Here is a 25,165-nt window from a genome sequence, read left to right on the forward strand (position 1 = left end):
TAATGAGCACCCTCGCTTGTGTCACCGTTGAAACCGCCCCCAATCCAAGCGCCAGCGTAATTTGGCTACACGGCCTTGGCGCCGATGGTAATGATTTTGTGAGCATTGTGCCGGAGCTAGGTCTACCAAGCGATTTAGCGGTACGCTTTATTTTCCCGCATGCGCCGATGATGCCGATTACTTGCAATAACGGCTATGTGATGCGCGCTTGGTACGATATTGTGCATTTTGATCAAATCAGCCGCCAAGCCGACATCGCGGGTGTTGAGCAATCGGTAGCGGCGATTCGCGCCTTGATTGCCGCCGAAAACGCCAAAGGAATACCGAGCCACCGTATCATTCTGGCGGGCTTTTCCCAAGGCGGTGCCATTGCCTATACCGCAGGTTTAACCCATCCAGAAGCCTTAGCAGGCATTGTGGCGTTGTCGACCTATCTGCCAGCAGAATCTTTACTGACGCCAGCCACGATTGCCGCCAACCAAAATACGCCAGTTTTGGCCGCCCACGGCAGCCACGATCCCGTAGTTGGTATTTCGCTCGGCGAAAAAGCCAAACAATTCGTTGCGGATTTAGGGGTGAACGTGCAATGGCAAACCTACCCGATTCAGCACTCGGTTTGCTTGCCTGAGATCCAATTGATTGGCCAGTTTTTGACTAAGTCTTTGGCGTAAATTCACGCCGCCACCGCGTGCGCAAATTTTACAGATTTGCGCCCCCTACGATTTGGGCAATGTTCAGATTACGTGTTGTTGGGTATTTAATTGCAGTGCTTTATTTACAAAGCTTGCCGATCAATACCCAACAAAAACCTCACTAAGTAATGGTGCGCAAGTTTGCGCACGCGGTGAATCGCGATTTAAGCCAAAATAAAATCAGCGATGCGCTGCCCTAAACGCTGGCGATCGGCTTGCCGGGCGAAGGTATGATCGGCATCAGCCCAAGCTTCAAACTGACAGCAAGGCAAACACGCCGCCACTTGTTCACCCATCTCCACCGGTACTGCGGCATCCGCTTGGCCATGCACCACCAAAGCGGGGACTTCAAGACTGGCTAAGCCGGAAAATGGCGCGAGTTGCGCCAATTCTTGGCGAAATTGCGCGCTAATCTCTAAACCTAAAAAATCCACGCCGCCGGCAGCGCCCACCTGTGGATTACTCGCCGCCACCGATTCAACAATTTGCGCCAAATTGGCTGCAGGCGCCAATAAGCACAATGAGCGAATCAATGCCGAATCGGCCAAAGCGGTTTGTAATGCCACCAAACCGCCCATGCTAAATCCGAGCAAATGCCGTTGATATTGTGGATAGTTTTTAGCTAAATACGCCAATAAATGCTGGGTTTGTGCCGCTTGATTGGCGACAGAAACCTCAGCAAATGCCCCATCACTCTCGCCGCAGCCCAAAAAATCAAAGCGAAACACCGCAATGCCACGTTCGGCCAATACTCGCGCCAAAGTAACAAAAAAATAAGTGTATTCCACTCGATTGCCAGTAAAGCCATGCAGCATTAAGACCGCTTGCTCGGCTTGCTCAGGCAAATGCGCGCTACCGACCAGCTGCATGCCGGCCATTTCAACGTTTAAAGGCGTAATCGCAGTCATATTGGCCTCTTAGCAGCGACTTAAGGCGATTTTGGCTGCCGCCAAAGTGGCATCAATATCGGCATCGCTATGCGCTGCCGAAACAAAACCAGCTTCAAATGCCGATGGGGCTAAATAAATGCCTTGATCGAGCATGGCATGGAAAAAAGCATTAAATCGGGTGCGATCAGAGGCCATCACATCGGCAAATGACGTTGGCACAACTTCGGCGAAATACACACCAAACATACCCCCAACTGACTGCGCACAAAGTCCGTGATCTTTGCCTAATTCATTCAATCCTGCAACTAACTTCGCCGTTTGTGCGCTTAACTTCGCAAAGAAACCATCTTGTCTAATTTCGGCTAACGTCGCCAATCCTGCAGCAACTGCAACCGGATTTCCCGACAAAGTACCCGCTTGATACACCGGGCCTAAAGGCGCTAAATAGCCCATGATATCGGCACGACCACCGAAGGCGGCCAAAGGCATACCACCGCCAACCACCTTACCCAAACACGTTAGATCTGGCGTAACACCATGCAAACCTTGCGTGCACTGCAAGCCAACACGGAAGCCGGTCATGACTTCGTCGTAAATCAACACCGCACCATGCTGCATGGTTAAATTACGCATTGCCGCGACAAATTGCGCGCTCGGCTGCACCATATTCATATTGCCAGCGATCGGCTCAACAATAATCGCGGCAATTTCACTGCCTTGTTCGGCAAATAAGGCCTCAAGCGCGGCGACATCGTTGTAAGGTAAGACAATCGTATCTGCCGCCACCGCAGCCGGCACGCCAGCGGATGATGGATTACCAAATGTCAGCAAACCAGAACCAGCTTTCACCAACAAGCTATCGGCATGGCCGTGGTAGCAGCCTTCAAACTTGATCAATTTATCGCGACCCGTAAAGCCGCGCGCCAAGCGAATTGCGCTCATCGTCGCCTCGGTACCACTCGATACCAAACGAACTTGCTCCAAAGAGGGCAGCATTTCGCACAATACATCGGCAATCGTCACTTCAGCCTCGGTTGGCGCACCAAAACTCATGCCATTTTTAGCGGTATCAATCACCGCATCGATCACTTTTGGATGAGCATGGCCCAAAATCAACGGACCCCACGAGCCAACGTAATCAATGTATTTTTTACCATCGGCATCCCAAACATAAGCGCCCTCACCCTTGGTAAAAAAGCATGGCGTACCACCAACTGAGCCAAAAGCACGTACTGGCGAGTTCACACCACCGGGAATATGTTTTTTCGCCGATTCAAACAGCTGTTCATTGCGTGTAGTCATTTGATTTTCCTTCTTAAACAATGGGTATATAGATAAAAGCCTTAATTTATAAGCGTTTTATTCATATACCTACTAAAAAATGTAGGCATCTACAACAAAGTACGTAGCAAACAAAAAACAAGAACATTCTTATGTTTTTGGCAAAAAAGACGCAAATAGCATAAAACCACCGCGTTAATCGGCCTGTTTATGCGCTGCGCATCTCCATTTTCTTTTGCAAACTGTAAGCCACAGGCAGCACAAACAAATAAAACTCAAAAATACGCCAAAATCGAAACCAATCACCCTGCTCACGCCCTCGATTATGCAATAAAGATCCACCAAAGTGGTCGACCAACATCGCTTCATACAACTTTTGTAAGGCGAAACGATGCATTTAGGCTTTGCGCTGGGGGCCAACAAAGAAAAATCGTTTATTAGGACAGCAAAACGCAGACGAAGACTACTTTTAGCATAAAAACCGCCCGCATTAAGACGCAATATTGCCTGTTGGCGACGATTTATCGCGCAATCCGTGCATTGGGTTTGGCAAAAAAGCTCGAAGCTCATGAGTAATCGACGTGTTTAGCTCGAAACACTCGAGCATGCTCAATATTTAATCAGTCACGATAAATAGTTACCCACATAGTGCTGATTTTTATACGAAAAATGACTATTTAAACGTATTTTACTGCGGGTTTTCAGACTTGTTTGCTGTGCTGACTTTACCGTAATAGCTATTTACTATGGCTATATATGAAGGGTATCTGGATATATCCCATATAAATAAAGGCATGGCGATATATACATCAATATTTTTGAATAAGAATTCTAGTCTACTGTAGCGGTCGTGCTTTGATCGGCAGGATGATTTACGCCATCGTAGATTTTAATATTGGGAATTTGGTATGGATTAACGCCCTCAAGACAACCGACGTTATAGCCATATAGATGTGGGTTTGAACGGCGTTGATGGTGGGTATAAATCCCGCATACCGAGCAAAAATAATGTTTTGCCGTTTGGGTATTAAATTGATACAAGCGCAAAACGGCTTCGCCCTGAATAATTTTAATCCCGGACAACAATACCGAAGCCACCACCGCGCCTTTGCGTCGGCATATCGAGCAATCGCAATGCCGAGGATCAACAATGCCATCGGGCAAATCAATTTCTAAAACCACCGCACCGCAATGACAACTTGCTGGGTGCTTTAACTGAATAACGGTCTCACCCACTTTCTTGATCATTGAAATCCTCACATTATTTTTAGTTACATAGGCATCTATGCTTGCTCAAGATACTCCCGCCGCAAAACCCCAAACTGCACAAAATCGTTGAACTTTCCACCCCAAAATCCAGCCTCACGCAACTGGCCTTCGTGAACAAAACCGAGCTTGGGCATCAGTTGAAGTGATGCCGCATTGTCAGGGTGAATTTGTGCTTCTATGCGGTTGAGGTTCATTGCGTGAAAACCATATGGTAAAATGGCGGCTAAGGCCTCTTGCATCAAACCTTGCCCCCACGCCGATTGAGCGAGCTCGTAGCCGACCATCGCGCTGCGCCAAGCATGGTTCCAACGGAAAAATCCACAACTACCGAGCAATTTCCCATCTGATTTTTGGCTAATGCCCCAGCGAATACCGGAGTTTCCTTCGCCACGCCAGTGCGAAAAAGTAGCAACCAAGGCCTTCGCTTGTGCTAACTCCATCAGAGGATCAGAACCAAAGTATCGCATCACTTCAGCGCAGCCATGAATAGCAAATAGAGCTTGTGCATCGGCATCGACAATTTCGCGCAGGATAAGGCGCTCAGTGTGTAAAACTGGAAAATCATTCATGCTTAAAACCAACGACTAAACGGGGTAATTGACAGTGCGCTGTTGTAATAACGCGCATCACCAGAAACTTCTGCACCTAGCCATTCTGGCTGTGGATAAGTGCTAGTTTCGCTGGCCAGCTCGAGCTCTGCGACGATTAAGCCGGCATTCTCGCCATGAAACTCATCAATCTCAAAAGTATGTGATTCAATGCTGAGTAAATGCCGGGTTTTATCCAAAACCTGTGGGCAGAGTTTGAGTAATTCGACCGCGTCGGCCAGCGGGATTTCGTATTCAAATTCCGAGCGACTAATCCCTGAGTTTTTGCCTTTAATCGTCAAAAATGCCGCGTCGCCTTTAACCCGAACTCGCACCGTACGCTCAGGGTCGGTGCATAAATAGCCTTGGGCGATCCGTGTACTGCGATGCACTTCACTACGCCAAGCGTCATTTTTAAGTAAAAATTTTCTTTCGATTTCAACTGCCATTATTCAACAGCCTTTTTAATTTTTGCTGATTCGCGTAGATGATAAGCACCATCATCGGCTTTGTAGACGTTGTTATTCCAATCGCTTTCGATCTCAAATACGCCCCAATCTTGGTGTTTTTGGTCGATCAAGGCTTGCCGTGCTTCATCTGCGCTGCAATACACGCCCATACCACGATAGAAATTTTCTGGGTCGAGTAGCGCAGTGGGAAAGTCAGCGGGTAAATCGGCTTTGGCAGTCCGTCCTGGCGCTGGCTCACTTTGCTGGCTAGCGAGAATCTTTTTAATTTGATTTGGGCCGATGGCATAAACGCCACATTGCTTGGCAGTTGGCGCAGTTTCGCCACAGGCGGCGAGTAAGGCGACAAGGACAATAGGCAGCATGAATTTCATTTTTTTGAATCCTTTTGCATAAAAAATGGGCTATCTCGCAATGGATAGCCCAAAAATTAAAACGGTTTAACAATCACTAAAATCACGATGGCAAATAAAATCAGCACCGGAATTTCGTTAAAAAAACGAAACCACACATGACTGCGAGTATTTTTATTGGCGGCAAAAGCCAATAGCATTTGGCGGCAGGCAATATGGTAGCCGACTAAAATCGCCACTAAGGCCAATTTGGCATGCATCCAGCGCCAGCCTTCACCCATATAAAAGTCATAAAAACCCCAGGTCCAGACACCAAAAATCAGCGCCAAAATACCCAGTGGCGTCATAAATCGATAGAGTTTATGCGCCATCAAATTGAGCCTAGCTATTTCATCGGTCTGCTTGGCCATGGCTAAATTGACAAAAATACGTGGCAAATAAAATAGCCCAGCAAACCAGCTAATTACAAAAATCAAATGTAATGATTTAATCCACAGCACGGCTGTTCCTTATTTGAGCGCCAACACGCGGAACAAACTACGTTAAGACGCGTTTTTCTTTGGCTTGGGTTTTGGCTTATTTTTGGCGGTTTCGTACAGTGGCATCACCACCGGGATTTTGGCTTGTAATTCGGCAATCCGCGTATTGCTCGAAGGATGGGTCGACATAAATTCCAGCCCTTTACCTGCGCCTTGGGCGGCCATTTTTTGCCATAAACTTACTGCGGCATTCGGGTTATACCCGGCACGCGCGGCCAGCTCTAAACCCATGGCATCAGCTTCGCTTTCATTGGTTCGGCTATTGGGTAATGAGTAACTCACATCCACCAGCGTATTTAAACCGCTGCCCGCAAGATCTTGGTAGGCATCATATTTACCGCCGGTGACGATAGAAAACAGCTGCATACCACCTTGTAAAGCAATGCTTTTGCCGTATTCTTCGCTCATTTTTTCACGACCATGTTCGCGCAAGGCATGGGCGATTTCGTGGCCCATGATTTGCGCGATTTCATCATCGGTGAGTTTTAAGCGTTCAATAATGCCGGTGTAAAACATAATTTTACCGCCAGACATGCAATAGGCATTGAGCTCTGGGCTTTTTTCTACATTCACTTCCCATTGCCATTGCAAAGCATCCGGGCGAAATACCGCCGTTTGCGGAATGAGTCGCTGGGCAATATCGCGCACTCGACGCACGGTAGGATCGTTGCTGGCTAAGAGCTTACCTTGAGATGCTGATTTTTTAATGGTTTCGGCATAGCTAGCGGCCGACATTTGATCAACTTGCTGACTAGAAAGCAGCATGCTTTGTTTACGCGTAGCGCCAATTGCACCGGCTTGAGTGGTGTTCACTTGCTGACAAGCCGTCAACATCGAGGCCAGCGCTAAACTAAGGATTAATCGTTTCATCGGCCTGCTCCAGCAAAATTAGATTTGCACCATTTCAAAATCATCTTTACGTGCACCGCAATCAGGACAAGTCCAATTCATTGGCACATCCTCCCACTTCGTTCCCGCTGGAATACCGTCCTCTGGTCGGCCTTCAGCTTCATCGTAAATAAACGCACAGATTAGGCACATATATTTTTTCATTGCGATAAGTCACTCAGAGTGGTTTAGAATTCTAATTTTACCGAACAAAGAAAATCTGTGCTTATGAATCCAACGCCACCCACTGTACTAGTTTTTGCTGCGAATGATCCTTCTGGTGGTGCGGGTTTAATGGCCGATGTATTGACCCTCGCCTCATTGGGCTGCCACACCTTACCGATTATTACCGCGATCACCGTACAAGACAGCGCTGGCGTGCAAGAATTTCATGCCGTCGATTCTGAAATCGTTGATGAACAAGCGCGCTTTATTTTAGAAGACATCAAAATTGATGTGATCAAAGTCGGCATGGTCGGCAGCGTGGAAAATTTAGCGGTAATTGCTGAAATCGCCTCAGACTATCCGGATATTCCTTTAATTTTAGAGCCGGTATTTAGCATGGGGCGCGGCGAGGAATTATCCAATGAAGAGTTAATTAGTGCGATGCGCGAATTGCTGTTGCCACACACGCATTTGGTAACACCAAACAATACCGAAGCGCGATTACTGGCTTCCGATGATCCCGACGAACAAGAAGAAATGCCACTCGATGCTGCTGCACAACGTATTTTGGAATGTGGTTGCGAGTATGTGTTAATCGCCGGAACGCATGAAAAAACACCTAAAGTGGTCAACACCCTGTATAGCCGCTTAGGCCGAGTGCGTACTGATCAATGGCCACGTTTACCCGGCAGCTACCATGGTGCCGGTGCCACATTGGCCTCAGCGATTGCCGGCGCTCTTGCCAACGGCGCCGAAATCGGTGATGCGGTAAAAGACGCGCAAGACTTTACTTCGCAAGCGCTATCGGCAGCATTTCGCCCGGGAATGGGGCAATTTGTTCCCGATAGAATGTTCTGGGCGCGCCCTACCGACGAAGAAGCAACCGCAGAAATCGAAGCGGCAATCCGTAAAGAATTAGAGCCACCCACCCAGTCATAGCATGATGTTTCACGTGAAACATCGCGGTATAAACGTGTCCAGCTAAAATCGAATCCCCATCTCGCTGGTGCATTTTTATACCGCTCCTTGGATTATTTATGCCACTTCCCCAAGTCATTGTTTTAAATGGCAGTAGCAGCTCTGGTAAAACGGCTGTCGCCAAATTATTACAAGAAATGCTGCCACAGCAATATCTCAATTTTAGTATCGATAGTGTGCTCTATTCTCTGCCCGCTAGCGATTTGCAACAGATGCAAGCTGGAATTGAAATAACTCGGCCCGGCTATGATTGGCCGAGTTTAGTTCGCGGCTATCATTATTGCTTACCAGCCTTGCTGCAAGCAGGTTGCCGACTATTAGTGGACCATGCTTGGTGTGAGCGTGGCGAGAAGCGCGAGTTGCTCACCGAACTAGCAGGTTATTCGGTGGCGTTAGTTGGCGTTTACTGTAATTCAGAGGTCGCAATGGCGCGCGAGCAAGCGCGTAAAGATCGGGCGATTGGCTTGGTCGCGTGGCAAAGTGAGCGCGTTCATCAAGATATGCAATACGATTTAAATATTGATACGACGAGTATGTCGCCACAAGCAGCAGCTGAAAAGCTATGTAGCGACATACTTAAGCATGGTGCATGGACAGGAGCAATCGAAACGCTAGAGCACTTGAATATGCTGAACTAAAGCACGATTATAGTAAGGGTCAACTCAGTCTTTCCATTTTACCAACGTAAGGAAGTGCCATGTTCGACTACTACCAGCTCACCGTGCCTGTTTACAATCGTGCACTCAACCAACTCGCTCATCTCTTGGACAAGGCCGCAGAATTTGCAGCACATAAAAAAATCAGTGACGAAACCATGCTTGGCCTACGCCTTGCACCTGATATGTTTAATCTAACCAAGCAAGTGCAAATCGTGTGTGATAACGCCAAATACTGCGTTGCTCGCCTTTCTGGTGTTACCGCTCCGGTACATGAAGATGATGAAAAAACATTTGCCGACTTGCAACGGCGGATTGTTGCCACTCAAGAATTTATTGAATCGTTATCAGAACACGATTTTAAAGACGCCGCCGGCAAAACGATTACCTTGTCTTTTTTGCCTGATCATCCAATGAGCGCCGATTTTTATTTGCTCTCGTTTGTGCAGCCGAATTTTTATTTCCACCTGACCACCGCTTATGCCATTTTACGCAGCAATGGCGTCGACATTGGCAAACAAGACTATATGGGTCAAGTTTAAACATCGCCCACAAAAAAACAGCACGGCTAGCCGTGCTGTTTTTTTATGCATTTTCTAGCAATGCTAACTGTAGTAATTGCTGGCGCAGTGCTTCGATCGATTCAAGACAGCCCGCTTGAGCAATTTCTTGCTCACCGTCTGCGCCGATTTTATATAAACCGTAGCGCAGCAATTGTGGCTGTTGTGTCGTGCTCCAAACGGGGTGAATAGCGTAAGTCATGATCTTCATCACTTTGAGCGCGACGGCAAGAGGCCGTTGATCTATTGCTCTTAGCTTTAATATCGTTGAGATTGAGCAAAACTGAACTACCACTGGTCAGTAAAATGCTGCACTGCATCACTTAGTTGTATTTTTCTCCTCCCAACACCAATGCCAAGGCTCATACACATAGCCATAACGATTGTCGCGTGGAAAAGACAAACTAAAACCAAACTCAGCTGCGTGCGAATTTAACCAAGTAAATGCCGGCGTATTTTCAAATTCTTCTGTCACCACAGGGCCACCCGGCGTAAAAATATCCACCGCCCTACCGGTATGATGCTCACTACACCCCGGTGGTGCGAGCACCTGCAAAACATCGTCGATCAGCACGCCAGCAGTCAACTTTCTTTGGATTAACTCCACTTGCCGCGTGCTAGCTCGATAAGCGGAGGCAATTTGTAAATCAACACCATCTTGCCAAGCCGCCCGCTGCATTCTCTCCCATGCGGCAGCTGCCGCAGGAATCAATTGCCAGATTCGTCCATCGTCACTCACTGCCACATCGATTAATTCTGAGGCTTCGGTAAACAAGGTCAAATGACGGCTTTGCAATAATTCAAAAGGTATGCCCAGCTCTGCCCAAGCGATGGCTAACTCTGGCGTCATACCTGATGGATGTGCTTTCATTTAAAATCCAGGCAGTTTAAATGCAGTGCTAATCGGCTTGCCTTTTTTGGCGCGCTTACCAATATACGGCGCCATTTCGTTCTCATTTAAAATCCACTCTTGTGCTTTACCAGCACGCCCAGTGTAATTAATGGTTAACGTTAAACCGTCGCAAATGGTAATGGCATTGAGTTGATCTTTTGCATCGAGTGCCATAGTAATCACACCACGACCACCGCCAGTGAGCTGCTTAAATTCGCTATAGGCAAATAAGTGCAATTTACCTGCTGTAGATAAGCAAGCGACTAGAGATGTTTCACGTGGAACAAAAGTCGACACCCGCAGCAGCGTCTCGCTCTCTTCCAAGGTCAAAAATGCTTTACCGGCTTTTTGTCGACTGAGTAAATTATCAAACAAACAGCTAAAGCCATAGCCACTAGAGTTAGCCAACACCACCCAATCGCCTAATTTAGCCGCCAGCATTTGGGTAATCCGCGTTTTAGCCACTAAATCAACCAAAGTGGTGACTGGCACCCCATCACCACGCCCGCCCGGCACCACCGAGGCTTGAATCGAATACACCCGGCCATCGCTGCCAAACAGTGCAATCTGATCAATCGTGCGACATTCAATCGCTGCCAATTGGCTGTCACCATCTTTAAAGCTCAGGCTTTGCAAATCAAGGCCATGCCCTTGGCGAGCACGTAACCAGCCTTTTTCTGACAAGATAATCGTTACCGGCTCATCCACTACGGCCACTTCAGCAACCGCGCGTTCGGCATGCTCAATTAAAGTGCGACGTGGATCGGCGTATTTCTTTTTGTCGGCTTCGATTTCTTTGATAATTTGTTTTTGCATTGCGGCCGGATTAGCCAACAAGTTTTCTAGCTCGGTTTTTTCCGCCCGCAGCGCAGACAATTCTTGCTCAATCTTAATCCCTTCCAGTCGCGCCAATTGGCGCAAGCGAATCTCAAGGATGTCTTCAGCTTGGCGCCCCGACAAATTAAACGCCGCCATCAACGCTGATTTGGGCTCGTCCGAATGGCGGATAATGCGAATTACTTCATCAATATTGAGCAGGACCAGCAAGCGCCCTTCCAAAATATGGATGCGATCATCCACTTGGCCCAAACGATGCTGGCAACGACGCGTTACCGTCACAAAGCGAAAATCAATCCACTCGGCAATTAAATCACGTAGCGTTTTTTGCCCTGGTCGACCATCCCGGCCAATGGTAACGATATTGATCGATAAGCTACTTTCTAAGCTGGTATGCGCTAGCAGCAAATTCATCAAATCATCCGAGCTTTGCCGCGATGATTTTGGCTCGAATACCAAGCGAACTGATTTGTCTTTTCCTGACTCATCGCGAACACGATCGAGCACACTCAAAATCAATTGCTTGGTTTGCACTTGATCTTGGCTGAGCGCTTTTTTGCCTTTTTTGACTTTGGGATTAGTCAGCTCTTCGATTTCTTCTAATACTTTTTGGCTCGACGTACCTTGTGGTAATTCAGTCACCACCATTTGCCATTGCCCACGCGCCAGATCTTCTTTTTCCCATCGAGCACGGACTTTCAAACTGCCACGGCCATTTTCATACGCGCTGGCGATGTCTTTATGCGAAGAAATAATCTGCCCGCCACCCGGTAAATCGGGGCCTTGGAGATACGTCAGTAACTCAGCAGTGGATAATTTAGGATTACGAATCAGCGCAATACTCGCGTCGGCCACTTCGCCTAAATTATGCGATGGCATTTCAGTGGCCATCCCCACTGCAATGCCCGATGCGCCATTCAGTAACAACATCGGCAATCGCGCCGGCAATAAAACCGGCTCTTGAAAAGCGCCATCATAATTTGGCGTGAAATCGGTGGTGCCTTTATCCAGCTCACCGAGCAGTAGATCCGCCACTGGCGTTAAACGCGCCTCGGTATAACGATAAGCCGCAGCGCCGTCACCGTCGCGTGAACCAAAATTGCCATGACCATCAATCAAGGGATAGCGCAGCGAGAAATCTTGGGCAATACGCACCAATGCGTCATACGCCGATTGGTCGCCGTGAGGATGATATTTACCCAACACATCACCCACAATCCGCGCCGATTTCATCGGTTTGGCCGTCGCCATTAAACCCAGCTCGTGCATCGCGTATAAAATCCGCCGCTGCACGGGTTTTTGGCCATCTTCAATTTGCGGCAAGGCGCGGCTTTTCACCACGCTCATGGCGTATTCAAGATAGCTTTTTTCGGCATACAGTCCTAGCTGTACTGATTCACCATCATCAGGTACAGCAGAAGCTTGAGTAGCAATAAAACGCGCGGCGCCACCTTGATTGGGTTTCAAGGGCGTAGGCATTTCTACGGGGTCGAGTAAATCATCAGACATGGATCAGGCCAAAGTGAATCTAGCCTCGTATTCTATCCGCCTGCATGGCTAGGTTCAAAGCGCTAACGACAAACAACAAAAGATATATTGAACTCAGGGTATATGTAAGAATACTGTTATAGTGTGCAAGGCCCATTTTTATTCGCTCGAGCACGAATTGCAAACCAAGATATCACTACGATTTGCCGTGAGTTTTACTTTTGCCGCCTTACTCATTTTGGCGCTATTGCTTAGTAGTTGGCTGCAATTTCAAAACCAAAATAAGGCCATTGAAAACTTAGCTGAAAAAATCATGACCGCACAGGCCACTGAAGTGCGGCATCAATTATTGGATTTTTTAACGGCGCCAATTTTAAATAATCAAATTCTCAATAATTTATCTGAAATTAAAACCATCAGTGCCGAAACTGATTTAAGCGCGCTGAATCAACCCTTTATAAATACCTATACCCAAGTGCTGGGTAATAAGCCGGCACTTAGCCTAATTGGTTTTGGTAGCGTTAGCGGACAATTTATCGCTCTAATGCGAGATCAACAAATCACTCGCCTGCTACTGAAAGACCAAAGAACTCAAGACCAACTTCAGTTATACCCACACACCGAAATCAGTGCCGATAGTCAAACCATCCCTGGCTTCGACCCTAGAGAGCGGCCTTGGTATCAAGCAGCGATCCATAGCGGTCAAGCCAGCTGGTCTGATGTCTACGCCACATACAATCGAGAACAATCGGCCACCTTGTCGTATTCCAGCCCGGTGTATAACCAAGCCAATCAGCTCATCGGGGTATTAATGAGCGATATTAATATCGATCATTTTAATCAATTTCTACTTGAACAAGCCCTACCCGGTCATGGCGCGATCTTTATCGTTGACCAACAACAACGCTTAGTTACGCACTCCTCTCCGCGTAGCGTAATGACTGCCAATCCAGACCCACAAGCCCCAGCGCAGCGCACTTTCGCCAAAGACAGTGAGCAAGCCCAAATCCGTGCCGCCAGTGCCCTACTCAATCAAGGGCCCAATTTGCGCACTCACTTTCAAGTACAAGGCGAGCGCGTTTATTTTCAATCGATTTCACTGAATAATCAGCCCGGCATTGATTGGCGAATTATTATTTTAATCCCTGAAAAAGACCTGATTGGCAATCTAAAACAAAATCAACGCAATACCGTACTGGTCATTTTATTAATTGGGCTGGCGGTAGCCATGTTGGCATGGGGGGTATTAGGGCGTATTACTCGGCCCATTATTTCCACCACTTTGGCCGCCGAAAAACTCGGGCATGCCGATTGGCAAGCGATTCCTAGCTCAGGCATTCAGCTTAAAGAAACCGCCCTACTCACCAAAACCTTTAATGAGATGGCAAGCAAGCTAGCCTTGTCTTTTGAGCAGCTGAATCAACAGATCCGTTTTGACTCAATGACTGGGCTCATGAATCGCAATGGCCTTGCTGTTGCCATCAATGATTGGGCGTATACCCCAAGCCAGTCGCAATTGATGCTGCTGATCGGTTTGGATGGCTATCGCGCCATCAACGACAGCGTAGGCCATGAGCTAGGTGATGCATTATTGCAATCGATTTCAGTGCGACTCCTAGAGCATCTGCCGCCCAATGCCCTACTTGCTCGCACCGCAGGCGCTGAATTTACCATTTTGTTGCCAGAAATCAGTAGCCCAGAAGACGCGACCTATACCACGCTACGTTATCTAGCCTATTTTTCAGAAGCTTTTCAAGCCGAGCAATCGGCTGATGAAATCGTCGTCACCGCATCCATTGGTGCCGTGTATGAACGCTTTAAACGCAGTGATTTAACCGATTGGCTACGTAATGCCAGCGTGGCGCTCGGTAAGGCCAAAGCCAAAGGCTTTGGCTCTTATACGCTGTTTGAAGCGCAAATGATTGAGCAATCCATCGCCAAAACACGGCTGACTTCAGAGCTTAAACTGGCGCTGGAACGGCAAGAGTTCCGCGTGTTTTTCCAGCCAGTGATCGATTTACAAAATGGCGAAACCATCGGCGCAGAAGCGCTGATTCGTTGGGAAAGCCCACGCGGGATGATTTCCCCTGGCGTATTTATCCCAGCAGCAGAAGATTCAGGATTAATTTTACAAATTGGTAATTGGGTATTGCGAGAATCTTGCCAGCAAATTGCCAATCAACTTAAAGCCGGCTGGCGGGCTGATTTTGATGTGCATGTGAATGTCTCGGTGCGGCAATTAATTCAGTCAGATTTTTATGAACAACTGCTGTTTATTTTACAAACCACGGGTTTGCCGGCGCACAACCTCACGCTAGAAATCACTGAATCTTGTTTAGTCACCCAAAGCGAAGTGGTCGCCAAATTAATTCGCCGCGTTCGTGCGCTTGGTGTTGGCATTGCGATTGATGACTTTGGTACCGGCTATTCATCGCTAGCGTATTTGCATCAATTTGATTTTGACTACCTTAAAATCGATCAATCCTTTATCGCCAGAATGCTCGAAAACATTCAAGACGAAGCGATTGTCTCGGCCATTATCAGTATGGCGGCCGGTTTTAAAGTGATTTTAGTTGGTGAAGGCGTAGAAACTGAAGCCCAAGCCAACCGGCTACGCGAGCTAGGTTGCCAGCGGGTTCAGGGTTATTTCTTTGGGCGACCAGCGCCATTAGCAGCATGGTCTGACGATATCATTCAACAAAAAGACCAGCAAAAAAATAAAGGTATATTGTCCAATACTTTGATTTAAAAGGATTGGATTAATATACCCATTTGTTTTAATGGCTATTTATTTCCATGCTGCAAAACATAATCAATCGCGGCACAGATGGTCGCCACTTGGGCTCGATTACATTGCTCAGCTGTGGCATTGGCGCTATCGGGATACACCTCGGTGGTCGTCACATACATCGCATCAGTCATGCCACCACAAAGACCTAAGGCTTTTTTGGCGTAATTGATCACGCCCAATTGCTGTAATGGCTCACCAATAATGCAGCCCGCGGCATCGGCAGCGGCAATATGTGTTACTTGGCAAACCGCTGAGATTAAAGCCTGTTGAAACTCCGGCTGGGGATTTTCGCTATCGCCAACCAAATAAAAGCCATCAGGAATATCGTGATATTCAAAAGCGACACCATCCCGGGCAGCTTTAGCCGGGCCAAACTCTGAGTTATCAGTATCGGTTGTTTCATGCAAATCGATATGCAACGTCACCTGTTTGGCTTGTTCACGAATAAACGCCATCGCAGCGGCAGATTCTGCTGCTGGACTATGCTCGACAAAAGCACGATTAGGATCAATGGCCAGCGGATTCCAACGATTAATCGTTTCATAAGCCCAAGGGCTAATGCACGGCAAAATTAATACATTAACCGCAGCATGATAATGGCTTAATTTTTGGGCAATAAATTGCAAAGCCCCCTGCACCCCACTGGTTTCATAACCATGTACCCCACCAGTAACTAAGACTGTTGGCCGATGCGCTTGCCAATCACGGCTACGTACAGCAAACACTGGATACTGTGCCAAACCCTGAGGCTGATAATCCAACACCGCATATTCCACCAACTCGGCCCAATCAGCCAGTGGTGAATCTCGATCTAACAATAAGGCCGTTAATGGGCTAACCACTTCATCCCAGTAATTGCGTTTTCTTTGCTGTATCGCCAGCCAATCAGCTTTTTCTTTTGCTTGCCAAGCTATACCCAATGTACCGATTGGATAAATAGGCTGATTTACAGTGCTCACTTTTGCCATGAGGATACGCCTTAAAATGACTCAATCATTCAACTATACCATCGCAACACCGCGTCGCAAGCGTGCTGGTATGGCGATAAAAACCGCAGTAAAAAAATCAAAATAATCCAAACATAAAAAAAGGCGCCCGCAGGCGCCTGATTTTTATCGCTGTCAGTGGCTTATTTGGCCGCTGCCGCGCCACCAATGACTTCTAGAATTTCCCATTTACCGTTTTTAACGGTGTAAACCGTAATCGCGCCATTATTAATATCACCTTTGGCATCAAACGAAATCGGTCCGGTAACCCCTTCATATTTCATCGTGGCCAATTTTGGTAGATATTTTGCTGGATCAGCGGAGCCTGCTTCTTGCATCGCTTTCACCATCATATTCACCGAATCGTAGCAATAAGGCGAATACAGTTGCACTTCATTGCCAAACTTAGCTTTGAATTTTTCTAAGAATGCCTTGCCGCCAGCCAACTGATCTTTAGGTGTGCCTGGGCTTGTAGCATACATACCATCTGCATCCACACCGGCTAGTTTAATAAATTCCGGTGTTTGTGCACCATCGCCACCCATGATGATGACATTCAAACCCAGCTTTTTAGCTTGTTTTTTCATTGGCGCGGCTTGTGCATCCATGCCGCCGTAAAAAATCAAATCTGGTTTACTGCCTTTAATACTGGTTAATACCGCATTAAAATCAGTTTCTTGGTTATTACTAAATTCACGCTTAACAATTTGCGCACCAGCGGCTTTTGCGGCAATTTCAAATTCATCTGCCAAACCTTGGCCATATGCAGTGCGATCATCAATGATGGCAACTTTTTTCGCGCCTAATTTACTCACAGCATATTGGCCCAGTACTTTACCTTGCTGTGCATCATTGGCCATTACGCGAAATGCCGTTTTAAAACCTTGGTTGGTGTAATTCACCGCCGTGGCCGATGGTGAAATTTGTGCAATTCCCGCATCAGAATAAATTTTAGACGCTGGAATCGTCGTTCCTGAATTCATATGGCCAATAACACCTGCCACATTGGCATCCACAAAGCGCTGCGCCACAGTGGTCGCTGTTTTCGGGTCACCTTGGTCGTCTTCTGAAATCATTTCTAATTTCATTTTTTTGCCGCCAATATCCACCCCACCGGCCGCATTGATTTCATCAATCGCCAGCTTCACGCCGTTTTCATTGTCTTTACCAAAATGCGCAGCTGGGCCAGTTAAAGCCGCTGAATGCCCAATTTTAATCACCGACTGGCTTGGCTCTTCCGCCGCCGCCGTCGGCGTGCTTGCCGCTTCGCTGCCAACAGGTGCTTGTTTACCACACGCAGCCAAACCCATCACGGCCGCAGCAATCAAACTATAAGAAGTGATATTCATTTCAGGACATTCCAAAACAGAGAAAAAGATGGATCGGTATTAATACCAATAATTGTAAGGCTCAACGCATCATGCAGTAGCATGCCACAGAGGAATACTAGGGTATTCCTGTAGCTTGCCGTCAGTTCAAATCAATTTATTGAGTCGCAGTAAACCATAACGGTTTGATTTCTCGAATTTTCACTAAGAGTTGCTGCGCAATTTGTTGATGATCTTGTAAATTTGGATGCCACTGACATGCCGTTAGCTGCAAGGGATTGACGGCTAAATAATGCACATTTTTGAGCCCAGCCGCCTTGGCCGCCGCCACAACCGCTGGCACTTGGACGCGTAATTGATCATCTGGCCAAACCTTATACGACATCAACACAATCTGTGGCTGTTGATATTTTGCATTTATTTCAGTGATTAAAGCTTGATACGCCGATTGATAATCAGCAGCCAATTGTTCAGCATTGCGTTTTTCAGTTGAATTAACTGGCGTGGAAAAATCATTTAAACCCAAGGCAATAACCACCATTTGTGGCTGCCAATCTGTCGTCGTAACCACAGAAGTCGCATCGCTTTGAATTGTCCGTGGATAAAACGTTCGAAAATCTCGATCTGGTAAATGACCATTCCAATTTCGCACCAAACCCATTCCCGACATCGCATTAATTTGCCATTCGGCATCTAATTCGCGTGCCACATTGACTGCAAAACCTTGGCGAATATCGGTATTTTCCGCCAAATCAGCGTCTTTACATTCACGCTGTGTGGATAAACCCGCCAAAGCTGCGGTAAAAGAATCACCAATAAATTCAATTTTGCGCTTCTTCGCCGCTGGAGCCGGCAACCATTGCCCACCCTCCGCTAAAACAAAACCATCCACCTGGCCAATATAATCCGGGGTTTCATTCCGGCGTATTAAATCAATTCGATGCCGAGCTGCCGTTAAATTTTTTAGCCAAATCACTCGTTTACCTGCTGCTGGCGCGATATTTAGCAGGAATTGGCCATCAACTTCGACGGCGTAATAACTACGCTCATCATTTAACGCAATCCCAATGCGCTGCCCAGTAAATTGAGCCGATAACACCCCACCGGGCCATGTTGCTTGATAACTGCCATTGTTGTGCACCCAACGTCCACTCGCCAAAATTGGCTCTGCAGCGAGCGCTGTATTGAGCACCGAAAACAATAATGCCAAAATCCCAATGTATTTCATGATGAATACCTGAAATAAAAATAGAGTTTACGGCTTAGTTGGCAATTTGGCTGTGTTCAAAACGAATCAATGATTTGTCCAAATCAAACATTAGCGAAATCGATACTTGGTATATAAACAAGCATAAAAAAGCCCCAAAAATTGGGGCTGTTTTATTTTATAAAATCTGGAAAGTAAAATACTTAAACTGCATTTCTTGATATTGACCCGATTTAATAAGTTGATCTAAAGCTTTATTAAATTTTGCCGCCATTTCGTGATCATCTTTGGCCAAAGCAATTGCTTCGCCTCGACCTAAGCGAGGATCGCCCTTAATGATATTACCCACATAATTATAATCTTTTGCATGGAGTGGATCACGTAAGAACTCACCAAACACGGCACTATCACCAAACACTAAATCGACTTCATTTTTATTCATCGCCAGCAATAAGGCATCGGCATCAGGATAATGCTTTAATTTCACTTTGCTATTATCAAATTCAGCCGCCAAATAATCAGAAAAAGTTGTATTGATAACCACGCCAATGGTTTGTCCTGCTAAACGTTCGGGTGTCATCACTGGGAAGATAAATTGACGATTATTTTTGGCCAAATACGCCGCAGGAACCCGTGCATAAGGCTGTGTAAACTGAACTAATTTTTCACGCTCATCAGTAATCGACATCGTGGCAATAATCGCATCGGCTTTTTTAGCCTGCACTGCAGGAATTAAATCATCCCATTCATAGCGCTCAATACTGCACTTAACCGCCATTTCTTTACACAGCGCATTGGCCAAATCAATATTAAAACCAACTAATTGCTGATTTTTATCTAAATACTCGAATGGTGGATATTTACCCTCTAGGGCAATACGTAAAAGTGGTTGCGATTCGGCCGCTGCACTAGCGATCTGCGTTGTCGACGTTGCTGTTTTTTTGTGTAACAGCGAAAAATACAACACCGGCGCAGCGATGATTGCAACAGCAATCACAATCCATTTTTTCATGATGATTCATCCATTGCTCTGTAAGTCGCAAATCATACGGAGAGCGGATTTGAATCGAATCAGTAGTTTCCCCGCTTGTTTATTATTAAATTTATTTATTAAACAAAATCACAATCACATCGAACCTCAAAGCGTCGCTATTTACCACGTTGTCATCACCACAAAAGCGTCCTAGCAATATTATTCGCTATACTCAGTAACTTAAACATTGTGGAGACTAAAATGTTCTTTACTGATAAAAAATACATTGCCGACTTAAACGAACAAATACATCAATTGCACGCCGAGAATGCACAGCTAAAAAAAGAAAATTCAAAGCTAAACGGTGATCAGCAATTTATCTCCAGTTTACAAGTGCAAGATAATGGCGATGGAAAATACTATCAGTCCTTATTCAAGACTATGGATTTATTTGGTGAGTCGCTCAAATTAAGTGCGCACTCAATCGGCCATCTGACCGATAAAATGCACGAAGAATTACGCTGCGCCGCTGAATTATCTCGCGTGGCCCAAGACAATAACCAAGCAATTAATACGATTGCAAATAGCTTAAATCAACTATCCAGCACCGCAGTACAATCAGTGAGTGACGTCGATAAACTTAACCAGCAATCTGATCAAATTAGCGGCATCGTGCAAATGATCAAAGAAATTGCCGATCAAACCAATCTATTAGCACTCAATGCGGCCATTGAAGCCGCCCGTGCCGGCGAACAAGGTCGGGGTTTTGCAGTCGTTGCCGATGAAGTACGTAAACTTGCAGAACGAACCGGATCGGCAACCAAAGAAATTAGTCAATTAGTCGGCGATATTCGTACTGAAACCCAATCGGTTAAATCCACAATGAACACTCTCGCCGAGCAAACGGCCCAATTTAGTGCTATGGGCAGCAATGCGGCGGATGAAATGAGTTTATTGATTAAAATTTCCGCCGAGATGGAAACGCTGGTGAGTAAAAATAGACTCAATACGTTTGTTGAAGTGAGTAAACTCGATCATATTGCATTTAAATTTAAAGTTTACGAAAGCGTTGCCGGTGGCGCTGCCATGCCAAATATCAATGATCCGCATCAATGCCGTTTTGGTCGCTGGTATTACGAAGGTGAAGGCAAAGCACAGGCGGGCAATCATCCGGCCTATCGCGAATTAGAAGTGCCACATAATGAAATTCATCAAATTGGTAGCCAAGCCTTTAGCGCATGGCAAGCTGGGCAAAAATCACAAGTGATTGAAGCACTCAATCGGATGGAAAATACCAGTTTAAAAATGATCCATATTTTAGATAAGTTGATAGATTAAGCCGATCTAACATCTTGATGAATGTTTTTGCCATGCTATGGTACGCGCGGTATGTTCTGCACAATTTAATGATAACTAGGCTTCTAGTGCGAATAACTCAAGCATAAAAAAACCCGCAGCTTGCGGGTTTTTTACGTGGTATATCGCCATAAGCTAATCACATAAAGGCTTACAGCTTAATACGCTATTATAAATCCGCCTCAACCTCATTCCCGCGTGCTTCGAGCCAAGCACGGCGGCTAGACGCCTCAGATTTACTCATCAACATATTCATGACATCACGCGTGTTGGCAGCCACATCAGCATGAATTGATACCCGCATCACGCGACGTGTATCGGGATTCATCGTCGTATCGAACAATTGCTCGGCATTCATTTCACCCAAGCCTTTGAAACGTGAAATATTCCAAGCTGATTCACGTAGTTTTTCGCCTTTGAGCTTATCGAGAATCGCGGTCAATTCACCTTCGTCGAGCGCATAAAACTTGCGTGGCGGTTTGTTTTTACCACTGCCCCCCACGTCAACGCGGTACAGCGGTGGCTGCGCAACATAAATATGGCCGTTGGCAACCAACCGTGGGAAATGGCGATAAAACAGCGTCAGCAGCAATACTTGAATGTGCGATCCATCCACGTCCGCATCAGACATGATGATCACTTTGCCGTAGCGCAGACCACTTAAATCCGCCGCACTATCGAGCGTATGCGGATCAACGCCGATGGCGACGGCCATATCGTGCACTTCGTTATTGCCGAAAATTTGGTCTTTATCGACTTCCCAAGTATTAAGCACTTTACCGCGCAGCGGCAAAATGGCTTGAAAATCTTTATCACGGCCCATTTTAGCCGAGCCGCCCGCCGAATCCCCTTCGACCAGGAATAATTCGCAGCGCTCGGTTTCATCCGATGCACAATCGGTCAATTTACCTGGTAAAACTGCTACGCCAGAGGATTTTTTCTTTTCGACTTTTTGCGCGTTTTTTTGCCGCGATTGCGCGGCGCGAATGGCCAGTTCGGCGAGTTTTTTACCCAAATCAACGTGTTCGTTCAGCCATAACTCAAATGGCGAGCGCACCATGGCAGAAACCAATTTCAGGCCATCGCGACTAGTGAGTTTATCTTTGGTTTGACCTTGGAACTGCGGGTCGAGCACTTTGGCGCTTAATACAAATGAGCAGCGACTAAATAAATCTTCCGGCAGTAACTTCACGCCTTTGGGCAACAAGTTATGAAAATCGATAAAGGTTTTTACGACCTGAAACACCCCATCGCGCAAACCAGATTCATGCGTGCCGCCGGCTGGCGTTGGAATCAAATTCACATACGATTCGCGATTCACGCTACCGTCTTCAGTCCATGTGAGCGCCCAAGCACAACCTTCCCCGCGGGAGAAAATTTCATCTTCACCTTCGATGTATTTTTCACCCTGCAAAATGGGAATCAGTTGGGTATAACCGGCAACTTGTTCATTTAAATAACCCAGTAATCCATCAGGATAACACCAGCGTTTTTCCAGTAATTCACCATTGGCTTGCTCAATATTGAGCGTTACGATCAGCCCAGGTAAGAGCACGGCTTTGGATTTTAATAAATGTTCAAGATCGGCAACTGGAATGGTTGGGCTATCAAAATATTTAGCATCCGGTTCAACAAAAACCCGAGTGCCCGTGTCTTTTTTTAAGCAGCTACCCGCAACGAGTAATGGCTCGATGACTTCACCACCAGAAAAAACTAATCGATTAATTTGTCCTTCACGGCGAACTTCAACTTCTAATCGTGTCGACAAAGCATTGGTAACAGAAACACCAACGCCATGTAAGCCACCCGAGAAGGCATAAGCACCGCCGTCTTTTTTATCAAATTTACCGCCGGCATGCAGCTGAGTAAATACCACTTGCACCGTTGGTACGCCCTCTTCAGGATGTAAACCAACCGGAATACCCCGGCCATTATCAGCCACGCGCATTGATTGATTGCGATACAAAACTACGTCGATTTGCGTGGCATAACCACCAAGCGCTTCATCGGCAGCGTTATCAATCACCTCTTGGCAGATATGCAAGGGGTTATCAGTGCGGGTATACATGCCAGGACGGTGGCGGACTGGATCAAGGCCTTTTAAAACCTTAACGGAAGATTCGTCGTATTTAGGAGCTGCCATTGTTTCACGTGAAACCGGTAAAAATGATTGGAGGGAAGTCTAGCAGAGAATGTCCTCAACGACATCGTTTCAAATCCCCAAAGCCACGCTGGCATACTCAAGCTCAGCACCAATCTTAAACATTGAAAGTCTATTTTAGATTCGGCTCATCACAATGAAGGTGTCGATTTGACGCACTCAATTTGCTTGATACTGCTTAACAATATTTGATGAAACACTATCGATGTATAGAACAGAATAAACTTGGGTATATCTATAAACAACATTATTAATAAAGCTTATAGAGTAATACCTTCACTCAATACCCCGACGATATTGGATTGCTTCAGCCAGATGCGGCGTTAAAATCGTCTCACTATCGGCTAAATCAGCAATCGTTCGGGCTACGCGCAATACTCGGTGATAAGCCCGCGCCGACCAGGCTAATTTTTGAATCGCATTTTGCAACATTGCCAAACCTGCTGCATCCGTTTGGCAATGTGTCTCCATTGCCGCGCCAAGTAAAGTCGAATTATTATGGCCTTGCCGTGCTAACTGCCGCGCACGTGCGGCACAAACTCGTTCACGCACTAATAGACTGCCTTCACTTTGCCCTTTAGCCAATAACACCGTATCAGGAATCGCCGGTACTTCGACCACCATATCAATACGATCAAGTAATGGCCCAGAAATGCGACCTCGATAGCGCAGCACTTGTTCTGGCGTGCAACGACATGCTTTCTTCAGGTGTCCTAAATATCCACAAGGACAGGGATTCATCGCCGCCACCAGCTGAAATCGCGCCGGAAATTCAGCTTGCCGTGCTGCGCGTGAAATATGAATTTTTCCGCTCTCAAGCGGCTCTCGCAAAACCTCTAAAACTTTTCGATCGAATTCGGGTAGCTCATCTAAAAAAAGAACTCCGTGATGCGCCAGTGAGATCTCTCCGGGTTGCGGAATACTGCCACCACCGACTAAAGCAACGCTGGACGCCGTATGATGCGGGCTACGAAAGGGCCGCTGGCCAACACTGCGCAAATCAAGCCCATTTTGTCCTAAAGATTGTATTGCGGCCGCCTCTAGCGCTTCACATTCTAATAATGGCGGTAATAAACCCGGTAGCCGCTGTGCCAGCATTGATTTACCCGTCCCTGGTGGGCCAATCAGCAATAATGAGTGATTGCCAGCAGCGGCCACCTCAAGACCACGCCGAGCGGCAGACTGCCCTTTCACATCAGCTAAATCAGGATAAATTGGGCTTTCTCTATCCGTTGGCGCTAAAGCTGTAACCAAAGATTGAGTACCACTCAGATGGTGGCAAACTTCAAGTAAATGCGCAGCAGACAATATCGTTGCATTTTGAATTAATGCGGCTTCATTACTACTACTGGCACTAATAATCAATGTTCGCTGCGCATCACGCGCCGCCATGGCCAATGCCAAGCCACCGCGCACCGAGCGTAATTGACCAGTTAAACCTAATTCACCGGCAAATTCATAATCCGCTAAATGCTCACAGGGCAATTGCCCGCTCGCAGCTAATATGCCAACCGCAATTGCTAAATCATAATGCCCTGCCCCTTTGGGTAAATCGGCTGGCGCTAAATTTACGGTAATTCGGCGATTAGGAAATTCAAAACCAACGACTTGCAAAGCCGCTCGAACTCGTTCTCGAGATTCACGAACTTCAGTATCAGCCAAGCCCACCAAATTAAATGCAGGTAAGCCATTAGCCAAATGAACCTCAACAGTAACTGACTGCGCAGATAAGCCATCTAATGCTCGAGAATACAAAACGGCAAGCGACATGATAGATTCACAAATGCTATGCTAATTTATACAGTGTAAGCAGGAAAATCA

General features: G+C 46.6%; 25 protein-coding genes and 1 pseudogene. 7 read left to right on the top strand and 19 right to left on the bottom strand.

Annotated features, from left to right (window positions below; all coding sequences use genetic code 11):
• Window positions 1-2 precede the first annotated feature (2 nt).
• Entirely contained in the window at window positions 3-671 is a 669-nt protein-coding gene (locus tag HQN60_RS05685) for an alpha/beta hydrolase (protein ID WP_173532751.1), read from the top strand.
• A 185-nt stretch (window positions 672-856) separates the two neighbouring features.
• Here the strand turns inward: HQN60_RS05685 and HQN60_RS05690 are convergent, their stop codons facing one another.
• The 10 genes from HQN60_RS05690 to HQN60_RS05735 all read right to left on the bottom strand — a co-directional run bounded on the left by HQN60_RS05690 (window position 857) and on the right by HQN60_RS05735 (window position 7,119).
• Complete coding sequence (locus HQN60_RS05690) at window positions 857-1,600, bottom strand: alpha/beta hydrolase family protein (RefSeq protein WP_173532752.1); 744 nt, start codon at window positions 1,598-1,600, stop codon at window positions 857-859.
• A gap of 9 nt (window positions 1,601-1,609) precedes the next feature.
• Window positions 1,610-2,884 (bottom strand): glutamate-1-semialdehyde 2,1-aminomutase, encoded by a 1,275-nt coding sequence (gene hemL, locus HQN60_RS05695; RefSeq protein WP_173532753.1) that lies wholly within the window; start codon window positions 2,882-2,884, stop codon window positions 1,610-1,612.
• A gap of 187 nt (window positions 2,885-3,071) precedes the next feature.
• Window positions 3,072-3,260: a hypothetical protein gene (locus HQN60_RS05700; RefSeq protein ID WP_173532754.1), complete on the bottom strand. Its 189-nt coding sequence runs from the start codon at window positions 3,258-3,260 to the stop codon at window positions 3,072-3,074.
• A gap of 434 nt (window positions 3,261-3,694) precedes the next feature.
• The gene (locus tag HQN60_RS05705) at window positions 3,695-4,111 is read right to left on the bottom strand and encodes a GFA family protein (protein ID WP_173532755.1); all 417 of its coding nucleotides are present in this window, start codon (window positions 4,109-4,111) and stop codon (window positions 3,695-3,697) included.
• A gap of 35 nt (window positions 4,112-4,146) precedes the next feature.
• Window positions 4,147-4,701 (bottom strand): GNAT family N-acetyltransferase, encoded by a 555-nt coding sequence (locus tag HQN60_RS05710; RefSeq protein WP_173532756.1) that lies wholly within the window; start codon window positions 4,699-4,701, stop codon window positions 4,147-4,149.
• 2 nt (window positions 4,702-4,703) lie between these two features.
• Window positions 4,704-5,168, bottom strand: a complete 465-nt coding sequence (locus HQN60_RS05715) for a CYTH domain-containing protein (RefSeq protein WP_173532757.1) — start codon at window positions 5,166-5,168, stop codon at window positions 4,704-4,706.
• The gene (locus HQN60_RS05720; RefSeq protein ID WP_173532758.1) at window positions 5,168-5,560 is read right to left on the bottom strand and encodes a DVU_2496 family lipoprotein; all 393 of its coding nucleotides are present in this window, start codon (window positions 5,558-5,560) and stop codon (window positions 5,168-5,170) included. The genes HQN60_RS05715 and HQN60_RS05720 overlap by 1 nt, the downstream gene beginning before the upstream one ends.
• 56 nt (window positions 5,561-5,616) lie before the next feature.
• On the bottom strand, window positions 5,617-6,039 hold the full coding sequence (locus HQN60_RS05725) for a CopD family protein (RefSeq protein ID WP_173532759.1): 423 nt from the start codon (window positions 6,037-6,039) through the stop codon (window positions 5,617-5,619).
• Window positions 6,040-6,081: 42 nt separating this feature from the next.
• Complete coding sequence (locus HQN60_RS05730) at window positions 6,082-6,948, bottom strand: M48 family metallopeptidase (RefSeq protein WP_173532760.1); 867 nt, start codon at window positions 6,946-6,948, stop codon at window positions 6,082-6,084.
• An 18-nt stretch (window positions 6,949-6,966) separates the two neighbouring features.
• Window positions 6,967-7,119 (bottom strand): rubredoxin, encoded by a 153-nt coding sequence (locus tag HQN60_RS05735; RefSeq protein WP_247646441.1) that lies wholly within the window; start codon window positions 7,117-7,119, stop codon window positions 6,967-6,969.
• Between the two features lie 75 nt (window positions 7,120-7,194).
• Between HQN60_RS05735 and thiD the strand changes: the two genes are divergently transcribed.
• From thiD to HQN60_RS05750, 3 genes are all read left to right on the top strand, one after another.
• A complete protein-coding gene (gene thiD, locus HQN60_RS05740; RefSeq protein WP_173534616.1) occupies window positions 7,195-8,070 on the top strand; it encodes a bifunctional hydroxymethylpyrimidine kinase/phosphomethylpyrimidine kinase in 876 nt (291 codons plus the stop codon).
• A 98-nt stretch (window positions 8,071-8,168) separates the two neighbouring features.
• Entirely contained in the window at window positions 8,169-8,747 is a 579-nt protein-coding gene (locus HQN60_RS05745; protein WP_173532761.1) for a chloramphenicol phosphotransferase CPT family protein, read from the top strand.
• Between the two features lie 59 nt (window positions 8,748-8,806).
• On the top strand, window positions 8,807-9,307 hold the full coding sequence (locus HQN60_RS05750) for a DUF1993 domain-containing protein (RefSeq protein WP_173532762.1): 501 nt from the start codon (window positions 8,807-8,809) through the stop codon (window positions 9,305-9,307).
• Window positions 9,308-9,350: 43 nt separating this feature from the next.
• Here HQN60_RS05750 and HQN60_RS05755 read toward each other — a convergent pair whose 3' ends face one another.
• From HQN60_RS05755 to parC, 3 genes are all read right to left on the bottom strand, one after another.
• Window positions 9,351-9,527 carry a hypothetical protein gene (locus tag HQN60_RS05755; protein ID WP_173532763.1) on the bottom strand — a complete coding sequence of 59 codons (177 nt, stop codon included), beginning with the start codon at window positions 9,525-9,527 and terminating at the stop codon, window positions 9,351-9,353.
• Between the two features lie 117 nt (window positions 9,528-9,644).
• The gene (locus tag HQN60_RS05760) at window positions 9,645-10,196 is read right to left on the bottom strand and encodes a M15 family metallopeptidase (protein ID WP_254456683.1); all 552 of its coding nucleotides are present in this window, start codon (window positions 10,194-10,196) and stop codon (window positions 9,645-9,647) included.
• Complete coding sequence (gene parC / locus HQN60_RS05765) at window positions 10,197-12,488, bottom strand: DNA topoisomerase IV subunit A (protein WP_373281558.1); 2,292 nt, start codon at window positions 12,486-12,488, stop codon at window positions 10,197-10,199.
• A 262-nt stretch (window positions 12,489-12,750) separates the two neighbouring features.
• Here parC and HQN60_RS05770 point away from each other — a divergent pair, with 262 nt between their 5' ends.
• On the top strand, window positions 12,751-15,291 hold the full coding sequence (locus HQN60_RS05770; protein WP_173532764.1) for a bifunctional diguanylate cyclase/phosphodiesterase: 2,541 nt from the start codon (window positions 12,751-12,753) through the stop codon (window positions 15,289-15,291).
• Window positions 15,292-15,326: 35 nt separating this feature from the next.
• On the opposite strand, the gene HQN60_RS05775 is transcribed toward HQN60_RS05770, so the two are convergent.
• From HQN60_RS05775 to HQN60_RS05790, 4 genes are all read right to left on the bottom strand, one after another.
• Complete coding sequence (locus HQN60_RS05775) at window positions 15,327-16,301, bottom strand: M14 family metallopeptidase (protein ID WP_173532765.1); 975 nt, start codon at window positions 16,299-16,301, stop codon at window positions 15,327-15,329.
• A 161-nt stretch (window positions 16,302-16,462) separates the two neighbouring features.
• The gene (locus HQN60_RS05780) at window positions 16,463-17,668 is read right to left on the bottom strand and encodes a branched-chain amino acid ABC transporter substrate-binding protein (protein ID WP_173532766.1); all 1,206 of its coding nucleotides are present in this window, start codon (window positions 17,666-17,668) and stop codon (window positions 16,463-16,465) included.
• A gap of 136 nt (window positions 17,669-17,804) precedes the next feature.
• Complete coding sequence (locus tag HQN60_RS05785) at window positions 17,805-18,875, bottom strand: SGNH/GDSL hydrolase family protein (protein WP_173532767.1); 1,071 nt, start codon at window positions 18,873-18,875, stop codon at window positions 17,805-17,807.
• 157 nt (window positions 18,876-19,032) lie between these two features.
• Window positions 19,033-19,866, bottom strand: a complete 834-nt coding sequence (locus tag HQN60_RS05790) for a transporter substrate-binding domain-containing protein (protein ID WP_173532768.1) — start codon at window positions 19,864-19,866, stop codon at window positions 19,033-19,035.
• 621 nt (window positions 19,867-20,487) lie between these two features.
• On the opposite strand from HQN60_RS05790, the pseudogene HQN60_RS16440 reads away from it, so the two are divergent.
• Both HQN60_RS16440 and HQN60_RS16445 read left to right on the top strand, forming a co-directional pair.
• Window positions 20,488-20,757: pseudogene (locus tag HQN60_RS16440) on the top strand (methyl-accepting chemotaxis protein); the annotation flags it as partial.
• A 156-nt stretch (window positions 20,758-20,913) separates the two neighbouring features.
• Window positions 20,914-21,165 (top strand): CZB domain-containing protein, encoded by a 252-nt coding sequence (locus tag HQN60_RS16445; protein WP_247646742.1) that lies wholly within the window; start codon window positions 20,914-20,916, stop codon window positions 21,163-21,165.
• A gap of 187 nt (window positions 21,166-21,352) precedes the next feature.
• Here the strand turns inward: HQN60_RS16445 and parE are convergent, their stop codons facing one another.
• The gene (gene parE, locus HQN60_RS05800; protein WP_173532770.1) at window positions 21,353-23,326 is read right to left on the bottom strand and encodes a DNA topoisomerase IV subunit B; all 1,974 of its coding nucleotides are present in this window, start codon (window positions 23,324-23,326) and stop codon (window positions 21,353-21,355) included.
• A gap of 294 nt (window positions 23,327-23,620) precedes the next feature.
• Window positions 23,621-25,114 (bottom strand): YifB family Mg chelatase-like AAA ATPase, encoded by a 1,494-nt coding sequence (locus HQN60_RS05805; RefSeq protein WP_173532771.1) that lies wholly within the window; start codon window positions 25,112-25,114, stop codon window positions 23,621-23,623.
• Window positions 25,115-25,165: the final 51 nt, after the last annotated feature.

The organism is Deefgea piscis, assembly GCF_013284055.1.
Taxonomy (GTDB): Bacteria; Pseudomonadota; Gammaproteobacteria; order Burkholderiales; family Chitinibacteraceae; genus Deefgea; species Deefgea piscis.

Coding starts and splice junctions, on each gene's coding strand:
- HQN60_RS05685 (WP_173532751.1), top strand. CDS start 3: ATGAGCACCCTCGCTTGTGTCACCGTTGAAACCGCCCCCAATCCAAGC.
- HQN60_RS05690 (WP_173532752.1), bottom strand. CDS start 1,600: ATGACTGCGATTACGCCTTTAAACGTTGAAATGGCCGGCATGCAGCTG.
- hemL (WP_173532753.1), bottom strand. CDS start 2,884: ATGACTACACGCAATGAACAGCTGTTTGAATCGGCGAAAAAACATATT.
- HQN60_RS05700 (WP_173532754.1), bottom strand. CDS start 3,260: ATGCATCGTTTCGCCTTACAAAAGTTGTATGAAGCGATGTTGGTCGAC.
- HQN60_RS05705 (WP_173532755.1), bottom strand. CDS start 4,111: ATGATCAAGAAAGTGGGTGAGACCGTTATTCAGTTAAAGCACCCAGCA.
- HQN60_RS05710 (WP_173532756.1), bottom strand. CDS start 4,701: ATGAATGATTTTCCAGTTTTACACACTGAGCGCCTTATCCTGCGCGAA.
- HQN60_RS05715 (WP_173532757.1), bottom strand. CDS start 5,168: ATGGCAGTTGAAATCGAAAGAAAATTTTTACTTAAAAATGACGCTTGG.
- HQN60_RS05720 (WP_173532758.1), bottom strand. CDS start 5,560: ATGAAATTCATGCTGCCTATTGTCCTTGTCGCCTTACTCGCCGCCTGT.
- HQN60_RS05730 (WP_173532760.1), bottom strand. CDS start 6,948: ATGAAACGATTAATCCTTAGTTTAGCGCTGGCCTCGATGTTGACGGCT.
- HQN60_RS05735 (WP_247646441.1), bottom strand. CDS start 7,119: ATGTGCCTAATCTGTGCGTTTATTTACGATGAAGCTGAAGGCCGACCA.
- thiD (WP_173534616.1), top strand. CDS start 7,195: ATGAATCCAACGCCACCCACTGTACTAGTTTTTGCTGCGAATGATCCT.
- HQN60_RS05745 (WP_173532761.1), top strand. CDS start 8,169: ATGCCACTTCCCCAAGTCATTGTTTTAAATGGCAGTAGCAGCTCTGGT.
- HQN60_RS05750 (WP_173532762.1), top strand. CDS start 8,807: ATGTTCGACTACTACCAGCTCACCGTGCCTGTTTACAATCGTGCACTC.
- HQN60_RS05755 (WP_173532763.1), bottom strand. CDS start 9,527: ATGACTTACGCTATTCACCCCGTTTGGAGCACGACACAACAGCCACAA.
- HQN60_RS05760 (WP_254456683.1), bottom strand. CDS start 10,196: ATGAAAGCACATCCATCAGGTATGACGCCAGAGTTAGCCATCGCTTGG.
- HQN60_RS05775 (WP_173532765.1), bottom strand. CDS start 16,301: ATGGCAAAAGTGAGCACTGTAAATCAGCCTATTTATCCAATCGGTACA.
- HQN60_RS05780 (WP_173532766.1), bottom strand. CDS start 17,668: ATGAATATCACTTCTTATAGTTTGATTGCTGCGGCCGTGATGGGTTTG.
- HQN60_RS05785 (WP_173532767.1), bottom strand. CDS start 18,875: ATGAAATACATTGGGATTTTGGCATTATTGTTTTCGGTGCTCAATACA.
- HQN60_RS05790 (WP_173532768.1), bottom strand. CDS start 19,866: ATGAAAAAATGGATTGTGATTGCTGTTGCAATCATCGCTGCGCCGGTG.
- HQN60_RS16445 (WP_247646742.1), top strand. CDS start 20,914: ATGCCAAATATCAATGATCCGCATCAATGCCGTTTTGGTCGCTGGTAT.
- parE (WP_173532770.1), bottom strand. CDS start 23,326: ATGGCAGCTCCTAAATACGACGAATCTTCCGTTAAGGTTTTAAAAGGC.
- HQN60_RS05805 (WP_173532771.1), bottom strand. CDS start 25,114: ATGTCGCTTGCCGTTTTGTATTCTCGAGCATTAGATGGCTTATCTGCG.